Below are 14,204 nucleotides of genomic sequence, written 5' to 3'. Positions count from 1 at the left end.
ATGAGGACCTCGCCGTGCTCGCGCCAGAAGACGACGAACTCCTGCAGCAGGCGCGGCAGGTCGAAGCGGCCGTCGGGCAGCACGAAGCTGCGCGGATCGGCCTTCACGAACCGCTCCGTGCGATCGCCTAGGACCCGTAGTAGGACCTCTCGGTAGATCGGGTTGGCGATCTCCAGGTCCCTGGTCCCCCGGATGAGGCCCAGATCATGAACGTAGGAGACGTCATCGTCGAAGGAGGTGTCCGTGCCTGGCCACGTTCCCGCCACGATCGGCTCGATCACCCGTTCCACCCGTGGTTCGTGCAGCCGCGTCACGAGGGCGTCGAGATGGGTGGCGCGGGCCCGGATCAACCGTTCCTTGGCCTCCTCCACCTGCCCGGCGGTGATGGCGCCGGACACCCCCATCTCGAAGGTGATCTCATGGGCGACGGCGTTGACCAGCCACGGTTGTCCCTGCGTCAGCTCGAAGACCCGGTCCACCGCGTCCTTGCTGAACTCCTGCCCGGTCGCCTGGGTGTGCTGGTCGTACAGCTCGGCGATCTGGTCGCCGGTGAAGTCGCCCAGGCGCAGCGACTTGGTGATGATGTTGAACGGGCTGGTGGGATTGCAACGGCCAGGGTCGGCGCCCACAGCGATCTTGTAGTCGCGGACGTCACGTAGCCCGCACAGAATCACGGATGTGGGGAACGGGTGCCCCTCGGGCCGTGCGTTGTGGCCGTCGCGGAGCTGGCAGAGGAAGCTGACCAGGCTGTCGCCCTGCAGGGCGTCGATCTCGTCGAAGAACAGCACCACCCGGCGCGGGCAGCGACGGCACCACTCGCTCAGCGCGGTGGCGATCCGGCTGCCCGGCGTGGCTTGCGGCCAGGGATCCGGCGGCAGCAGCTCGTCCGGCCAGCCCGATCGCTCGGCGGCCGCACGGATCGAATCCAGAATCAGCGACTCCCCCCAGCCGACGTCGTCGTGGGCGACCTTGGCACGCTCGCAGGAGAAGACCAGGGCTGCGATGTCCCCCTCGGCCGTCAACTCGGAGGCCAGGGTGCGCAGACCTGTCGTCTTGCCGGTCTGCCGGGGCCCGTGGACCACGAAGTAACGATCCATCTCGATCAGCACCCGCGCCTCGGGAAGCCGCGGCGTGGGAGGCAGCATGTAGTGACGCTGCGGGTCACAGGGGCCGGTGGTGTTGAAGTATCTCGCTCGGGGTGGGCGCATGGTCACATCCTGTCATTGCGCCTGTGCTGAGTGGTGAGAATCCGGGGCGAGGCCTTGGCCCTTCTGTCGGGGCGTGCGCGTATCTTGACCACATGTCTGACATCGAGGTCGCCGGCCGCGACGTCCACATCAGCAATCCTGACAAGGTGGTCTTCCCGCACACCGGGCACACCAAGCTCGACCTGATCCGCTACTACCTGGCCGTGGGCGAGGCGGCGCTGCGGGGTGTGGCCGGCCGGCCGATGATCCTCAAGCGGTTCCCGCGCGGCATCGAGGAGGAGGCGTTCTTCCAGAAGCGCGCCCCGGCCAAGCGGCCCGACTGGATCGAGGTGGCCACGCTGCGCTACCGGTCCGGGCTGAGCGCCGACGAGGTCGTGGCCCGCGACCTGGCCCAGCTCGCCTGGGTGGTCAACCTCGGCTGCGTCGACCTCAACCCGCACCCGGTGCGGGCGGGCGACCTGGCCCACCCCGACGAGCTGCGGATCGACCTCGACCCGGTGCCCGGCGTCGAGTGGGCCGACGTGCTGCGCACCGCGCAGGTGGCGCGCGAGGTGCTGGCCGACCACGGGCTGACCGCGTGGCCCAAGACGTCGGGGTCGCGTGGCTTCCACGTCTACGCCCGGATCGAGCCGCGCCGCCCGTTCGCCGACCTGCGCAGGGCGGCCGAGGCGGTGGCCCGGGAGGTCGAGCGGCGCGCCCCCGAGATCGCCACCAGCCGCTGGTGGAAGGAGGAGCGCCACGGGGTGTTCGTCGACTTCAACCAGAACGCCTACGACCGCACGGTGGCCTCCGCCTACTCCGTGCGGGCCGTGCCCGACGCCCGGGTGTCCACACCGCTGACCTGGGACGAGGTGCCCGGCTGCCGGCCCGAGGCGTTCACCGTCGGCACCGTGCCGGCGCGGCTGGCCGAGAGGGGCGATCCGTGGGAGGACATCGACCTGCACGCGGGCTCGCTCGACGGGCTGCTGGAGCTGGCCGAGTCGCTGGGGCCCGCGCCCAAACCGCCCAAGGGCGAGGGCCGCAGGCGTCAGGTGGTTCCGGTGATCGAGATCGCCAGGGCCGAGCACAAGGACGAGGCGATGGCCGGGTTCGAGCGCTGGAAGGCCCGCCACCCCGAGGTCGCCGCGCTGCTGCGGCCCGCCGACGTGCTGGTCGACGGCATGCGCGGGCGCAGCAGCGTGTGGTATCGGATCCGCGTCAACCTCCAGCACGTGCCCGAGGCCGAGCGGCCCGGTCAGGAGCCGCTGGAGGTCGACTACGACCCGTGGGGCGGCCTCAGCGACCCGAGATGAGGTTGGCCAGCCGCGCGTAGACCGAGGTGGTGGTCCCCCGTTCGTTCTCGTGGCGGTCGGCGGCGCGGAACAACGTGTAGATGAGCTGCACTCCGGCCCACCGCAGCGGCTCCGGCTCCCACTGACGCACCTGCCGGCCCACCCACGGCAGCGCGGTCAGCTCGGTGTCGCGGCGCAGCACCAGGTCCCGCAGGGTGCGACCGGCCAGGTTGGTGGTGGTCACCCCGCTGCCCACGTAGCCGCCCGCCCAGCCGAGACCGGTGGCGTGGTCGAGGTGCACGGTCGAGCACCAGTCGCGTGGCACCCCGAGCACCCCGCACCACGCGTGCTGGACCCGGACGTCCGCCGAGGCGGGGAACAACCTGACCAGCATCCGCCAGAGCAGCGCCACCGTCTGCGCCTGGGTGGCGCCCCGGTCGTCGGTGCGGGAGCCGTACCTGTAGGGCACCCCGCGACCGCCGATCGCGATCCGGTCGTCGGCGGTGCGCTGCGCGTAGATGTAGGCGTGCGCGTGGTCGCCGAGCAGCTCGCCCCCCGCCCAGCCGATGTGCTTCCACAGCTCGGCGGGCAACGGCTCGGTGACGATCATCGAGCTGTTCATCGGCAGCCACTGCCGGTGCTGACCGGCCAGGCCGGCGGTGAAGCCCTCGGTGGCGCGGATGACGTAGTCGGCGGAGACGACGCCGCGCGTCGTGACGGCCGACGCCTTACCGCCCTGGCGGGGGCGGATCTCGGTCACCGTGGTGTCCTCGAAGATGTCCACGCCGAGCCCGGCGACGACCCGGGCCAGCCCGACGGCCAGCTTCGCCGGTTGGATGCGGGCGCAGTGCGGGGAGTAGGCGGCCTCCAGCGCGCCCGCCACCCGCAGCCGCTCGTCCTGCTCGTCGCGGTCCAGCAGCCGGTAGTCGTCCTCCTCGTAGCCCCAGCCGCGCAGGTGGGCGACCTCCTCGCGCAGCCGGCGGCGCTGCGCCGGGTTGGTCGCGACGTTGATCATCCCGCTCTTGTGGATGTCGGCGTCGATGCCCTCCTCGCGCGTCACGTCGATCACCTCGTCGACCGCGCCGAACATGGCCCGCTGCAGGTCGATCATCGCCTGCCGGCCGCGGGCCTTGGCATGCCGCTCGCGGGACCCGGCGAACTCGGCCGACAGCCAGCCGCCGTTGCGCCCCGACGCGCCGAATCCGGCGAACTCCTTCTCCAGGATCGCCACGCGCAGCCCCGGGTCGGCCTTCTTCAGGTAGTAGGCGGTCCACAGGCCGGTATAGCCGCCGCCGACGATCGCCACGTCGTACTCACGCGGGCCGGGCAGCGCCGCCCGGCGGCCGGGCAGGCCGATCTGCCGGTACCAGAAGGAGACGCCGCCGTTGGCGAAGTCGCCGGTGAGCGGAATGCCGTGTTTCACGTGAGGAATGCCTCCACATCGGGTTGTTCAGGAACGGGCACGAGGACTCCGCGACGCGCGTGACGTGCGGGGCGGTCAGAGCGGCGTGGGCGGGCTGACCACCCACAGGACCTCGGCGGTCCCGTCGCCGTCGTTGACCACGCGATGCGGGATCGACGTGCGGTACTCCACACTGTCACCCGGCGCGAGCGTGTTGGCGACCGCCTCCGCCGGCGGTCCGAGCCAGACGGTGACCCGGCCGCGGAGCACGAGCAGGATCTCCTGCGAGTCGCCATGTGAGTACGGCTCGCCTCCGGTGGAGGCGCCGGGTTCGAACTCACCGGCGTAGACCTCGAGGTTCTGCAGCGGACGCTGGGAGATGAGGTATTTGCGGGTGCCCGGCCCGGCGGGCAGCTCGGGGCGCTCTAAGCGGCGCACGACTCGGTGACCGGCGCCGTCGTCCTCGTTGAACAGGTCGGCCACCGTGATGCCGAGGGCTCCGGAGATCCGGCGCAGCATGCCGACGCTCGCGCTGGTGCGACCGCGTTCGAGCTGGCTGACGAAGCTCGGGCTGGCTCCGGCCAGGCCGGCGAGGCCGCGCACGGTCAGCCGGCGCATGGTCCGGTACGCCCGGATGCGCGCGCCAAGCCGGACGGTCTCCGACTCCGTCATCGAACCTCTCGATCGACTCCACTGAACAGACTGTTCAGTGTCGATGAAAGGACCGTACAGACGATGCTGAAACCCCAGCAAGGGGACGTTACATAACAAATGCATAACCGGCCATGATTCGGGCGGCGTCTGTGGCGGCGAGTGGCGGGTAGGGACGCCGCCATGGCTCGAATCGCAGCGGAATCCCTCATCGAACGGCTCGTGGAGTGGGGCGTCGACACCGTCTTCGGCATCCCGGGAGACGGCATCAACGGCATCATGGAGGCGCTGAGGCGGCACCGTGACCGGGTGCGCTTCGTCCTCGTGCACCATGAGGAGGCCGCCGCGTTCATGGCCACCGGCCACGCGAAGGCCACCGGCAGGCTGGGGGTGTGCCTGGCCACGTCCGGCCCCGGCGGCATCCACCTGCTCAACGGGCTCTACGACGCCAAACTCGACCACATGCCCGTGCTGGCCATCACCGGGACACAGGAGACCTCCGTCCTGGGCACCGCCTACCAGCAGGAGGTGCGCCTGGACCGGCTCTTCGACGACGTCGCCGAGTACAACATGATGGTCACCAACCCCGTGCAACTGCCCGCGCTGGTGGACATCGCGGTGCGCACCGCGTACGCCCGGCGCGGGGTCGCCCACCTCACCATGCCCAACGACCTGCAGGTGGCCGAGGCGGACGCCGACCCCTGGAAGCAGGTGGGGCCGGTCAGGCCGCCCGCGACCTCGGCCCGCTACCTGAGCCCGCCCGGCGTCCCCCGCCGGGAGGACCTCGAACGGGCCGCCGAGGTGCTGAACACCGCCGAACGCCCCGCCATCCTCGTCGGCGCCGGCGCCCTGCACGCGCGCGAGGAGGTGCTGGCCGTCGCCGGGCTGCTGGCCGCCCCGGTGGTCAAGACGCTGCCCGGCAAGGCCGTGGTCCCGGACGACTCGCCGTACACCACCGGGGGCATCGGGCTGCTCGGCACCCGGCCCAGCGAGGATCTGATGGACGACGCGGACGTGCTGTTCATGGTCGGGACGAACTTCCCGTACACCAAGTACCTCCCGGAGCCGGGCAGGGCGCGGGTCGTGCAACTGGAGGCCGACCCCACCAGGGCCGGGACGAGGATCCCGACCGACGTGCCCGTCGTGGGCGACGCCAAGGAGGGGCTGCGGGCGCTGCTCCCGCTGCTGAACCGTCGCACCGACACCGAACATCTGTCGAAATATCAGGACAAGATGGCCAAATGGCGGGCGGACATGGACGCGCTGGAGAGCGCCGGCCGCGACCCCGTCGCCCCGCAGTACGTGGTGTCGGTGCTCGACGACCTGGCCGCCGACGACGCCATCATGACCTGCGACAGCGGCACGATCGCCACCTGGGCCGCCCGGCACTGGACGGTGCGTGACGGCCGTGGCTTCTACCTGTCGGGCAACCTCGCCACCATGGCGCCCGGCCTGCCGTACGCCATCGCCATGCAGCACGCCTTCCCCGGCCGCCAGGTCATCGCGTACGTCGGAGACGGCGGATTCGCGATGCTGATGGCCGAGTTCCTGACCGCCGCCCGGCACGGGCTGCCGATCAAGGTCGTGATCAACAACAACAACGCCCTGGGCCAGATCCTGTGGGAGCAGATGGTGCTCGGCTATCCCGAACACGGCGTGCGCTTCCCCGAGCCGGAGCCCGACTTCTCCGCCTGGGCCAGGACGTGCGGCGGGTTCGGGGCCAAGGTCGCCACGGCGGGGGAGGTCGCGCCCGCGATCCGCCAGGCGCTGGCCCACGACGGCCCCGCCCTGGTCGACGTGAGCGTGAACCCGAACGAGCCGCCGATGCCCGGCCGGGTCACCTACGAGCAGGCCACGAAGTTCGCGCAGGCCTTCCTGAAGGGCCAGCCGCACAAGGCCGCCATCGCCACCACGCTGTTCAAGGACCGCATCCAGCGGCTCGGGGACTGACCATCCCGACCGGGCCCGCCGCGCCGGGTCAGGCCGCGGTGGCGCAGGCGCGGGCGATCTCGGTGGCGGCGGCGCGCAGCGGCTCGATCAGCCGGTGCAGCTCGCGGGCCCGCCTGGAGGTCAGCACGATGCCGAGCGCGGCGATCGCCCGGCCGTCGACCAGCACCGGCGCCGCCGCCGAGCACGAGCCGAGCGTCATCTCCTCGTACGTCGTCGCGTAGCCCTGGGCGCGCACCAGGGCCAGCTCGCGCGACAGCCGCCCCGGCTCGACGATCGTGTGCGGGGTCGGCCGCTCCAGCTCGCGCGCCAGGTAGGACTGCACGAACCAGTCGGGCTCGTAGGCCAGCAGCGCCCGGCCCACACCGGTCGGGTGCATGGGCAGCCTGCCACCGGTCCTCGACACGATCGGCACCGCCCGCCGGCCGTGCACCTTGTCGACGTACAGCACCTCCAGCCCGTCGCGGACGGCCAGGTGCACGTTCTCGCCGGTGGCGGCGAACAGCTCCTGCAGCCATGGATGCGCCACGTCCTGCAGCCGGGCGGGCGCGAGCTGACCGAGCTCCCACAGCCGCATGCCGATCCGCAGCCGCCCGTCGGGCGTGCGGCTCAACGCCTGCCACCGCTCCAGCTCGGCCACCAGCCGGTGCGCGGTGCTCAGCGGCATCCCGGCGCGGCCGGCCAGCTCGGTCAGGCTGAGCTGCGGGTGAGCGGCGTCGAACGCGCCCAGAATCGCCAGCACCTTTGACGTCACCGTTCGTCCCGCTTGTCGCGAACCACCTGCCACAGGGTGAATCCTGCATGGTTCTTCCACTCAGCGGAAGAGGGCCCTCGGCCATCGGGCCGGCGAGGGGGGATGCTTGCCCCATGCGTACTCAGGTCGGGATCATCGGGGCGGGCCCCGCGGGACTGCTCCTGTCCCACCTCCTCCATCTGCGCGGCATCGCGTCGGTGGTGCTGGAGAAGCGCAGCCGCGACTACGTGGAACGGCGCGTGCGCGCCGGGGTGCTGGAACAGGGCACCGTCGACACGCTGGTCGAGGCGGGCGTCGGCGCCCGCCTGCTGCGCGAGGGCCTGCCGCACCACGGCATCGAGCTCAGGTACGGCGGCGCCGGCCACCGCATCGCCTTCGAGAAGCTCGTGCCCGGCAGGTCCATCACCGTGTACGGCCAGCAGGAGGTGGTCAAGGACCTGATCGCCGCCAGGCTGGAGGCGGGCGGCGACGTCCGCTTCGAGGTCGAGGACGTCGCCCTGCACGGGCTGGAGGCGGAGCCGTACCTGACGTTCGGCGGCGAGCGGCTCGACTGCGACGTGATCGCCGGCTGCGACGGCTTCCACGGCGTGTCCAGGCCGGCCGTCCCCGACGGCGTGCTGCGTTTCTTCGAGCGCGACTACCCCTTCGCGTGGCTCGGCGTCCTGGCCGAGGTGGCGCCGTCGTCCGAGGAGCTCATCTACAGCCAGACCGAGCGCGGCTTCGCCCTGCACAGCATGCGCTCGCCCACGGTCAGCCGCTTCTACCTGCAGGTGCCGCCCGACGCCACCACCGGCGAATGGCCCGACGAGCGGATCTGGGACGAGCTGAGGGCCCGGCTGGAGACCGTGCCCGGCTTCACGCTCACCACGGGGCGGATCATCGAGAAGGGCGTCACGCCGATGCGCGGCTTCGTCACCGAGCCCATGCAGTACGGCAGGCTCTACCTCGCCGGAGACGCCGCCCACATCGTGCCGCCCACCGGGGCCAAGGGGCTCAACCTGGCCGTGGCCGACGTGCGGGTGCTGACCGAGGCGCTCGACCGCTTCTTCTCGACGGGCTCGGCCGACCTGCTCGACGGCTACTCCGAGGCGTGCCTCAAGCGGGTCTGGCGGGCCCAGCACTTCTCCTGGTGGATGACGACGCTCCTGCACACGTTCGACTCCGACGACGACTACGGCCGGCGGCTGCAGCGCTCCCACCTGGACTACGTGACCTCCTCCGAAGCCGCCGCGACCACCCTGGCCGAGAACTACGTGGGACTCCCGTGGTGAGTGAGATCACCCCGGAGTCCCGGTCCGCGCCGAACCCCGAACCCCGAACCCGAACCGAATCGTGACCCCCTGAGGACAGCCATGCCCCCTTCGCCGCATCCGCCGAACCAGAGCCCCGGCTACCGGAGCACGCTCCTGCGGGCGCCCGCGCAGGCGCCGGTGCCGTTCAAGACCGACCCCGACGCGATCGAGCTGACCAGCCCCGTCTTCGGCCACGAGGAGGTCGGCGCGCTCGACGCCGACCTGACCAGGCAGCACCACGGTGAGCCGATCGGCGAGCGGATCATCGTCACCGGGCGCGTCCTCGACGGCGACGGCCGGCCCGTGCGCGACACGCTGGTCGAGGTCTGGCAGGCCAACTCCGCCGGGCGCTACATCCACCAGGGCGACCAGCATCCGGCGCCGCTCGATCCCAACTTCACCGGCGCCGGCCGCTGCGTCACCGACGCGGAGGGCCGCTACCGGTTCGTCACGATCAAGCCCGGTGCCTACCCGTGGCGCAACCACAGCAACGCCTGGCGCCCCGCCCACATCCACTTCTCCGTCTTCGGGCGGGCGTTCACCGAGCGGCTGGTCACCCAGATGTACTTCCCCGGCGACCCGCTGATGCCGTTCGACCCCATCCTGCAGTCGATCCCCGACGCCGCGGCCAGGCAACGCCTCGTCTCGGACTTCTGCCTGGAGATCACCGAGCCCGAGTGGGCGCTCGGTTACGCGTTCGACATCGTGCTCGGCGACACCCCCATGGAGACGCCATGACGCTCACGCCCTCGCAGACCGTGGGGCCGTTCTACGGCTACGCGCTGCCGTACGAGCACGACTGGGAGCTCGTCGCGGAGGGACACCCCGAGGCGATCACGCTGTCCGGGCGGGTGCTCGACGGGGCCGGCGAACCGGTGCCCGACGCGCTGCTGGAGCTCTGGCTCGGGTTCACCGGCGACCGTGGCGCGCTGCTGCGCGGCGACGGGCTGGTATCCGGGTTCGGGCGGTGCGGCACGGCTCCTGATGGCTCCTACCGGTTTCGGACGGTTCGGCCCTCCGGGCCTTACCTGTCGCTGCAGATCTTCGCCCGGGGCCTGCTCCGGTCCGTGCTCACCCGCGTGTACCTTGAGGACCGGCCCGACCCGCTGCTCGACAGCCTCGACCCCGCGCGGCGCCGGACGCTGATCGCCACCGGTTCGGGCGACTCCTACCACTTCGACGTACGACTGCAGGGGACGGGGGAGACGGTGTTCCTTGACTTCTGACGTCCCACCGACTTCTGACGTCCCACCGACTCTTGGCGGGCCGGCTGGACCGGTCGCGGGCGGGGGCGCCGCTTCGGCGACAGGGGCTCCCGGCGGCGTCGCCGATGGCGGGTTGCTGGCGCCGGTGCGGGCAGGGACCCGGGCGGAAGGGGTCACCTCGGACCAGGCGTGGCTCCGGGCGATGCTGGAGGCGGAGGCGGCGCTCGCCCGTGCGCAGGCCCGCGCCGGTCTGATCCCGGGAGAGGCGGCCGAGCTGATCGCCCGCACGGCCGCCGGACTCGTCGTGGACGTCGCCGACCTGGCCCGGCGCGCCCGCGACTCCGCCAACCCGGTCGTGCCCCTGGTCTCCGACCTGCGCGAGGCGGTACGAAACGCCGCCGGACCCGGGGACGGGAGGTCGGCGGGCGACATCGGCCCGAGCGCCGGGAAGCCGGCGGGTGACACGGGTGAGAGCGCCGCCGGGGACGAGCCCGGCTCGCGGGCCGGGCGGGTGGAACCACCGGGCGGTCCGGCCAGGTTGGTGCACCTGGGCGCGACCAGCCAGGACATCATGGACAGCGCGGCCATGCTGGTCGCGACGCGGGCGGTCGCCGTGATCGTGGCCGACCTGGACGAGGCCACGCGCGTGCTGGCCGACCTGGCGCGGCGGCACCGCGACACCCCGATGGCCGCCCGGACACTGGGACAGCAGGCCGTGCCGACGACGTTCGGGCTGAAGGCGGCGGGCTGGCTCATGGGCCTGCTGCGCGCCCGCGACCGGCTCCGCGCCCTGCGGCTCCCGGCCCAGCTCGGCGGCGCGGCCGGCACCCTGGCCGCCCTCACGGAACACGAGGCTCTGCGGCATCAAGGCCGCGCCCCGACGCGCCCCGGTGCCGAATCCGCGCGTCCTGACCTCGAAACCGCGAGCGCCGCGTTGCGGGTGGTCAGGCTGTACGCCGAGGAGCTGGGCCTGGCCGCCCCGCCGGCGCCCTGGCACGCGGAGCGGTCGGTCGTGGCGGAGCTGGGGTCGGCCCTGGCGGCGGCGGCGAGCGCGCTGGGCAAGGTGGCCACCGACATCGTCTGGCTGGCCCAGACCGAGGTGGGTGAGGTGGCCGAGTCCTCGAAGGGCCGCTCGTCGGCCATGCCGCACAAGCGCAACCCCGCCCTGTCCGTGCTGGTCAGGGCGGCGTCGTTGCAGGTGCCGGCGTACGCGAGCGTGCTCGGCGCGGCGGGCGAGCACGAGCGGGCGGCGGGCGCGTGGCAGGCGGAGTGGCTGCCGCTGCGCGAGTGCCTGAGGCTGACCGGGGGAGCGGCGGAGACGGCCGTCGAGCTGCTGGCGGGCCTGAAGGTGTTCCCCGACCGGATGCGCGCCAACGCCGACCTGACGGGAGCCATGCTGGTGTCCGAGCGGTTGTCCGTCCACTACGGGCGCGACGCCGTGGAGCGGATCCTGCGTGACGACGGGCCGCCGGAGGTCCCCGGCGAGCTGCTCGACCCGGCCCAGTACCTCGGGGCGGCCCCCGAGCTGGTCGACCGTATCCTGGCCGTGCACCGGCCGGCCGCTCATCAGTCGAAGGAAGAGCCTCGGTGAAGCTCCACTACCGCGTTGACGGTCCCGACGGCGCGCCGCTGCTGGTGCTCGGCCCCTCGCTCGGCACCACGCTGGACGTCTGGCAGCCGCAGCTCGCCTCCCTCACGCGGGAGTGGCGGGTGCTCCGCTACGACCTGCCCGGCCACGGCGGCTCCGCCCCGGCGACGGCCGGGATGACCGTCGACGACCTGGCGGACGCCGTACTGGACCTCGCGGCGGACGGGGCGGCGGACGGGGCGGCGGACGGGCGGTTCGCCGTCGGCGGCATCTCGCTCGGCGGCGCCGTCGCCACCGCGGTCGCCGCGCGGGAGCCCGGCCGGGTGCGCAGCCTGGTGCTGTGCTGCACCGCCGCCCGCTTCGGCGAGCCGGGCCCGTGGCGCGAGCGGGCGGCGACGGTCCGGACGCGGGGCCCGGCGACGCTCGCCCCGGTGCTGGCGTCCCGGTGGTTCACCCCCGGCTTCGACGGCGGCTGGGTCGTCGCCATGCTGGAGCGGGTCGACGCGGAGTCGTACGCCGTCTGCTGCGAGGCGCTCGCCGAGTGCGACCTGACCGGCCGCCTCGGCGCCATCACCGCCCCCACGCTGGTGATCGCCGGCGCCGACGACCCCGCGACCCCGGTCGGCCAGGCGGTCGTCCTGGCCGCGGGCATCCCGGGGGCGCTGCTCAAGGTCATCCCCGGCGCGGCCCACCTGGCGAGCGTCGAGCGGGCCGGCGACGTGACCGCCGCGATCGGCGACCACCTCGCGGGCTCCGCGAGCTGGTCCGCGGGGATGCGCACGCGGCGCGAGGTGCTCGGCGACGCCCACGTGGACCGCGCCGTGGCCGCCACCACCGGCTTCACCGCCGACTTCCAGCACCTCATCACCCGCTACGCCTGGGACGAGATCTGGAACCGTCCCGGCCTCGACCGCCGCACCCGCAGCTGTGTCACCCTCACCGCGCTGGTCGCCGGCGGCCACCTGGAGGAGCTGGCCATGCACGTGCGCGCCGCCCTGCGCAACGGGCTCACTCCCGACGAGATCAAGGAAGTCCTGCTGCAGACCGCGGTCTACTGCGGGGTCCCGGCCGCCAACGCCGCCTTCGCCGTGGCCCAGCGCACGCTCGCCGAGACACTCTGATCGCCGGGTTGTCAATTCGTTATTGACTGGTCCGCAGGTACGGGCTATCGTCGTCTCTAAATTAAAAGGAAACCTTCCTAATAGTTTCCTTCGGTCACTCCCATCCCGCCCCCCAACGAACGGATGCCGGAGCATCTTGACCTCCTCCCCTCGTGAACGAGGAGAATTCCCACGGTCGCCCGTGAGGGTTCCTGTTTCACCGCCGGTCGCCCGCCAGGAAAGGACTTCCTTTGAGGTCTTACATCGGCTCCGCAGGCGTTTCAGCTCTCCGCCAGCCCGGCGGCGAGGATGTTCTTGGCCGCGTTGACGTCCCGGTCATGGGAGGTGCCGCAGGCGCACACCCAGGTCCGGACGTTCAGCGGCATGGATGGCTGGAGTGTCCCGCACGCCGAGCACAGCCTGGAGGAGGGGAACCAGCGGTCCACCACGACGAGTCGCCGCCCGTACCAGCGGCTTTTGTACTCCAGCATGCCGCGCAACTGGCGCCAGGATGCATCCGAGATGGCGCGGGCCAGGTTGTGGTTCTTGACCATGTTGCGGATGTTCAGGTCTTCCACGGCGATCACTTGAGTCTCGCGAACAAGCCGGGTGCTGACCTTGTGCAGGAAATCACGTCTGCGGTCGGCGATCCGCGCATGCACGCGAGCCACCTTCAGCCGGGCCTTGACCCGGTTGTTCGATCCCTTCTGTTTACGGGCCAGTGCCCGCTGAGCGCGAGCCAGTTTGCGACGGTCGGCCCGCTCATGGCGGGGGTTGACGATCTTCTCCCCGGTGGACAACGTGAGCAGAGCGGTGATGCCCGCGTCCACCCCCACCACCGCTTCTACCGGGGGCAGCGGAGCGATCTTCTCCTCCACCAGGATGGACACGAACCACCGACCGGCCGCGTCCTTCGACACGGTCACCGTGGACGGCTCAGCACCATCAGGCAAGGGACGCGACCACACGATGTCCAGCGGCTCGCCCATCTTCGCCAACGTCAGCGAACCGTCACGCCAGCGAAAGCCCGAACGGGTGTATTCGGCGCTCAGCCGCGACTTCTTACGGGACTTGAACACCGGATACATGGCCCGCTTGGCGAAGAAGCCGGCGAACGCCGCCTGCAGATGACGCAACGCCTGCTGCAACGGGACACACGACACCTCGGCGAGAAACCGCAACTCCTCGGTGCGTTTCCAGGCTGTCAGCGCCGCCGACGACTCCGCGTAGGAGACGCCGCGGCCCTCCAGCCGATAGGCCCGGCTCCGCTCCTCCAGCGCCTTGTTGTAGACCAGGCGCACGCAGCCGAACGTCCGGGCAAGCTCCACTGCCTGCTCGGGAGTCGGGTGGAAGCGGTACTTGTAGGCCCGCTTGACGATCTGCGCCACGCCGCACACCGTACCTCAAGATCCGCCAAATTTCGTACACGTGTTCGATTTGATGGCATTGTTCCGGCTTTCCTCCCCGTCCTGAAGGACGGGGTCTCCAGCCTCAAGGAGATGCGATGAGACACGGAGCCCTCAGCAAGATCCTCACAGGACTCACGGCGTTACTGCTGCCGCTCACCGCGGCCGTCACCGCCCCACCCGGCGCGTACGGCGCCACGACCACGACCAGCTCCGCCGGCTCGGCCGTCCTCGCCGAGTGGACGGCGTGGACCGCCTACACGGCCGGCACCCGGGTCACCTACAACGGCGTCGAGTACGAGTGCGTGCAGAGCCACACCTCCCAGCCCGGCTGGGAGCCGCCCGTCGTCCCGGCACTCTGGAAGGTGACCGGCGGCGGC

Annotated in this window: 12 protein-coding genes and 1 pseudogene; 8 read left to right on the top strand and 5 right to left on the bottom strand. The window is 71.7% G+C overall.

Going from position 1 to position 14,204, the window contains the following annotated elements; translation table 11 throughout:
- Positions 1-1,208: ATP-binding protein (locus IEY82_RS33505; RefSeq protein WP_189128279.1), on the bottom strand; the 1,208-nt coding region annotated here is incomplete at its 3' end.
- A gap of 92 nt (positions 1,209-1,300) precedes the next feature.
- Here IEY82_RS33505 and ligD point away from each other — a divergent pair.
- Positions 1,301-2,500 carry a non-homologous end-joining DNA ligase gene (ligD, locus tag IEY82_RS33500; protein WP_189128278.1) on the top strand — a complete coding sequence of 400 codons (1,200 nt, stop codon included), beginning with the start codon at positions 1,301-1,303 and terminating at the stop codon, positions 2,498-2,500.
- Here ligD and IEY82_RS33495 read toward each other — a convergent pair.
- Together IEY82_RS33495 and IEY82_RS33490 are read right to left on the bottom strand one after the other, a co-directional pair.
- Entirely contained in the window at positions 2,484-3,902 is a 1,419-nt protein-coding gene (locus tag IEY82_RS33495) for an NAD(P)/FAD-dependent oxidoreductase (protein WP_189128277.1), read from the bottom strand. The genes ligD and IEY82_RS33495 overlap by 17 nt on opposite strands.
- A 75-nt stretch (positions 3,903-3,977) precedes the next feature.
- Positions 3,978-4,553, bottom strand: coding sequence for a helix-turn-helix domain-containing protein (locus tag IEY82_RS33490; RefSeq protein WP_189128276.1), 576 nt, complete (start codon positions 4,551-4,553; stop codon positions 3,978-3,980).
- Between the two features lie 162 nt (positions 4,554-4,715).
- Here IEY82_RS33490 and IEY82_RS33485 point away from each other — a divergent pair, with 162 nt between their 5' ends.
- Positions 4,716-6,482, top strand: coding sequence for a thiamine pyrophosphate-dependent enzyme (locus tag IEY82_RS33485; protein ID WP_189128275.1), 1,767 nt, complete (start codon positions 4,716-4,718; stop codon positions 6,480-6,482).
- 28 nt (positions 6,483-6,510) lie between these two features.
- Here IEY82_RS33485 and IEY82_RS33480 read toward each other — a convergent pair whose 3' ends face one another.
- Positions 6,511-7,221: an IclR family transcriptional regulator gene (locus IEY82_RS33480; RefSeq protein WP_225264169.1), complete on the bottom strand. Its 711-nt coding sequence runs from the start codon at positions 7,219-7,221 to the stop codon at positions 6,511-6,513.
- Between the two features lie 125 nt (positions 7,222-7,346).
- On the opposite strand from IEY82_RS33480, the gene IEY82_RS33475 reads away from it, so the two are divergent.
- The 5 genes from IEY82_RS33475 to pcaDC all read left to right on the top strand — a co-directional run bounded on the left by IEY82_RS33475 (position 7,347) and on the right by pcaDC (position 12,439).
- Positions 7,347-8,504, top strand: coding sequence for a 4-hydroxybenzoate 3-monooxygenase (locus IEY82_RS33475; protein ID WP_189128273.1), 1,158 nt, complete (start codon positions 7,347-7,349; stop codon positions 8,502-8,504).
- Between the two features lie 81 nt (positions 8,505-8,585).
- On the top strand, positions 8,586-9,263 hold the full coding sequence (gene pcaH, locus IEY82_RS33470; RefSeq protein WP_189128272.1) for a protocatechuate 3,4-dioxygenase subunit beta: 678 nt from the start codon (positions 8,586-8,588) through the stop codon (positions 9,261-9,263).
- A complete protein-coding gene (pcaG, locus tag IEY82_RS33465) occupies positions 9,260-9,751 on the top strand; it encodes a protocatechuate 3,4-dioxygenase subunit alpha (protein WP_189128271.1) in 492 nt (163 codons plus the stop codon). Before pcaH ends, pcaG begins: the two co-directional genes overlap by 4 nt.
- Positions 9,752-9,875: 124 nt before the next feature.
- Positions 9,876-11,321, top strand: coding sequence for a lyase family protein (locus tag IEY82_RS33460; RefSeq protein WP_225264166.1), 1,446 nt, complete (start codon positions 9,876-9,878; stop codon positions 11,319-11,321).
- On the top strand, positions 11,318-12,439 hold the full coding sequence (gene pcaDC, locus IEY82_RS33455; protein ID WP_189128270.1) for a bifunctional 3-oxoadipate enol-lactonase/4-carboxymuconolactone decarboxylase PcaDC: 1,122 nt from the start codon (positions 11,318-11,320) through the stop codon (positions 12,437-12,439). The genes IEY82_RS33460 and pcaDC overlap by 4 nt, the downstream gene beginning before the upstream one ends.
- Before the next feature lie 173 nt (positions 12,440-12,612).
- Here the strand turns inward: pcaDC and IEY82_RS33450 are convergent.
- Positions 12,613-13,806: pseudogene (locus IEY82_RS33450) on the bottom strand (RNA-guided endonuclease InsQ/TnpB family protein); the annotation flags it as partial.
- 116 nt (positions 13,807-13,922) lie between these two features.
- On the opposite strand from IEY82_RS33450, the gene IEY82_RS33445 reads away from it, so the two are divergent.
- Positions 13,923-14,204, top strand: a 282-nt coding sequence (locus IEY82_RS33445) for a carbohydrate-binding protein (protein WP_373291475.1), incomplete at its 3' end; no start/stop codon positions are given.

It is taken from the genome of Nonomuraea cavernae (assembly GCF_014646355.1).
Taxonomy (GTDB): Bacteria; Actinomycetota; Actinomycetes; order Streptosporangiales; family Streptosporangiaceae; genus Nonomuraea; species Nonomuraea cavernae.
Note: the sequence above shows the minus strand (reverse complement) of the source record. Positions and strands in the feature narration are given on the sequence as shown.

Excerpts from the sequence above, each read along its gene's own strand:
- ligD (WP_189128278.1), top strand. The coding sequence starts at position 1,301 with ATGTCTGACATCGAGGTCGCCGGCCGCGACGTCCACATCAGCAATCCT.
- IEY82_RS33490 (WP_189128276.1), bottom strand. The coding sequence starts at position 4,553 with ATGACGGAGTCGGAGACCGTCCGGCTTGGCGCGCGCATCCGGGCGTAC.
- IEY82_RS33485 (WP_189128275.1), top strand. The coding sequence starts at position 4,716 with ATGGCTCGAATCGCAGCGGAATCCCTCATCGAACGGCTCGTGGAGTGG.
- IEY82_RS33475 (WP_189128273.1), top strand. The coding sequence starts at position 7,347 with ATGCGTACTCAGGTCGGGATCATCGGGGCGGGCCCCGCGGGACTGCTC.
- pcaH (WP_189128272.1), top strand. The coding sequence starts at position 8,586 with ATGCCCCCTTCGCCGCATCCGCCGAACCAGAGCCCCGGCTACCGGAGC.
- pcaG (WP_189128271.1), top strand. The coding sequence starts at position 9,260 with ATGACGCTCACGCCCTCGCAGACCGTGGGGCCGTTCTACGGCTACGCG.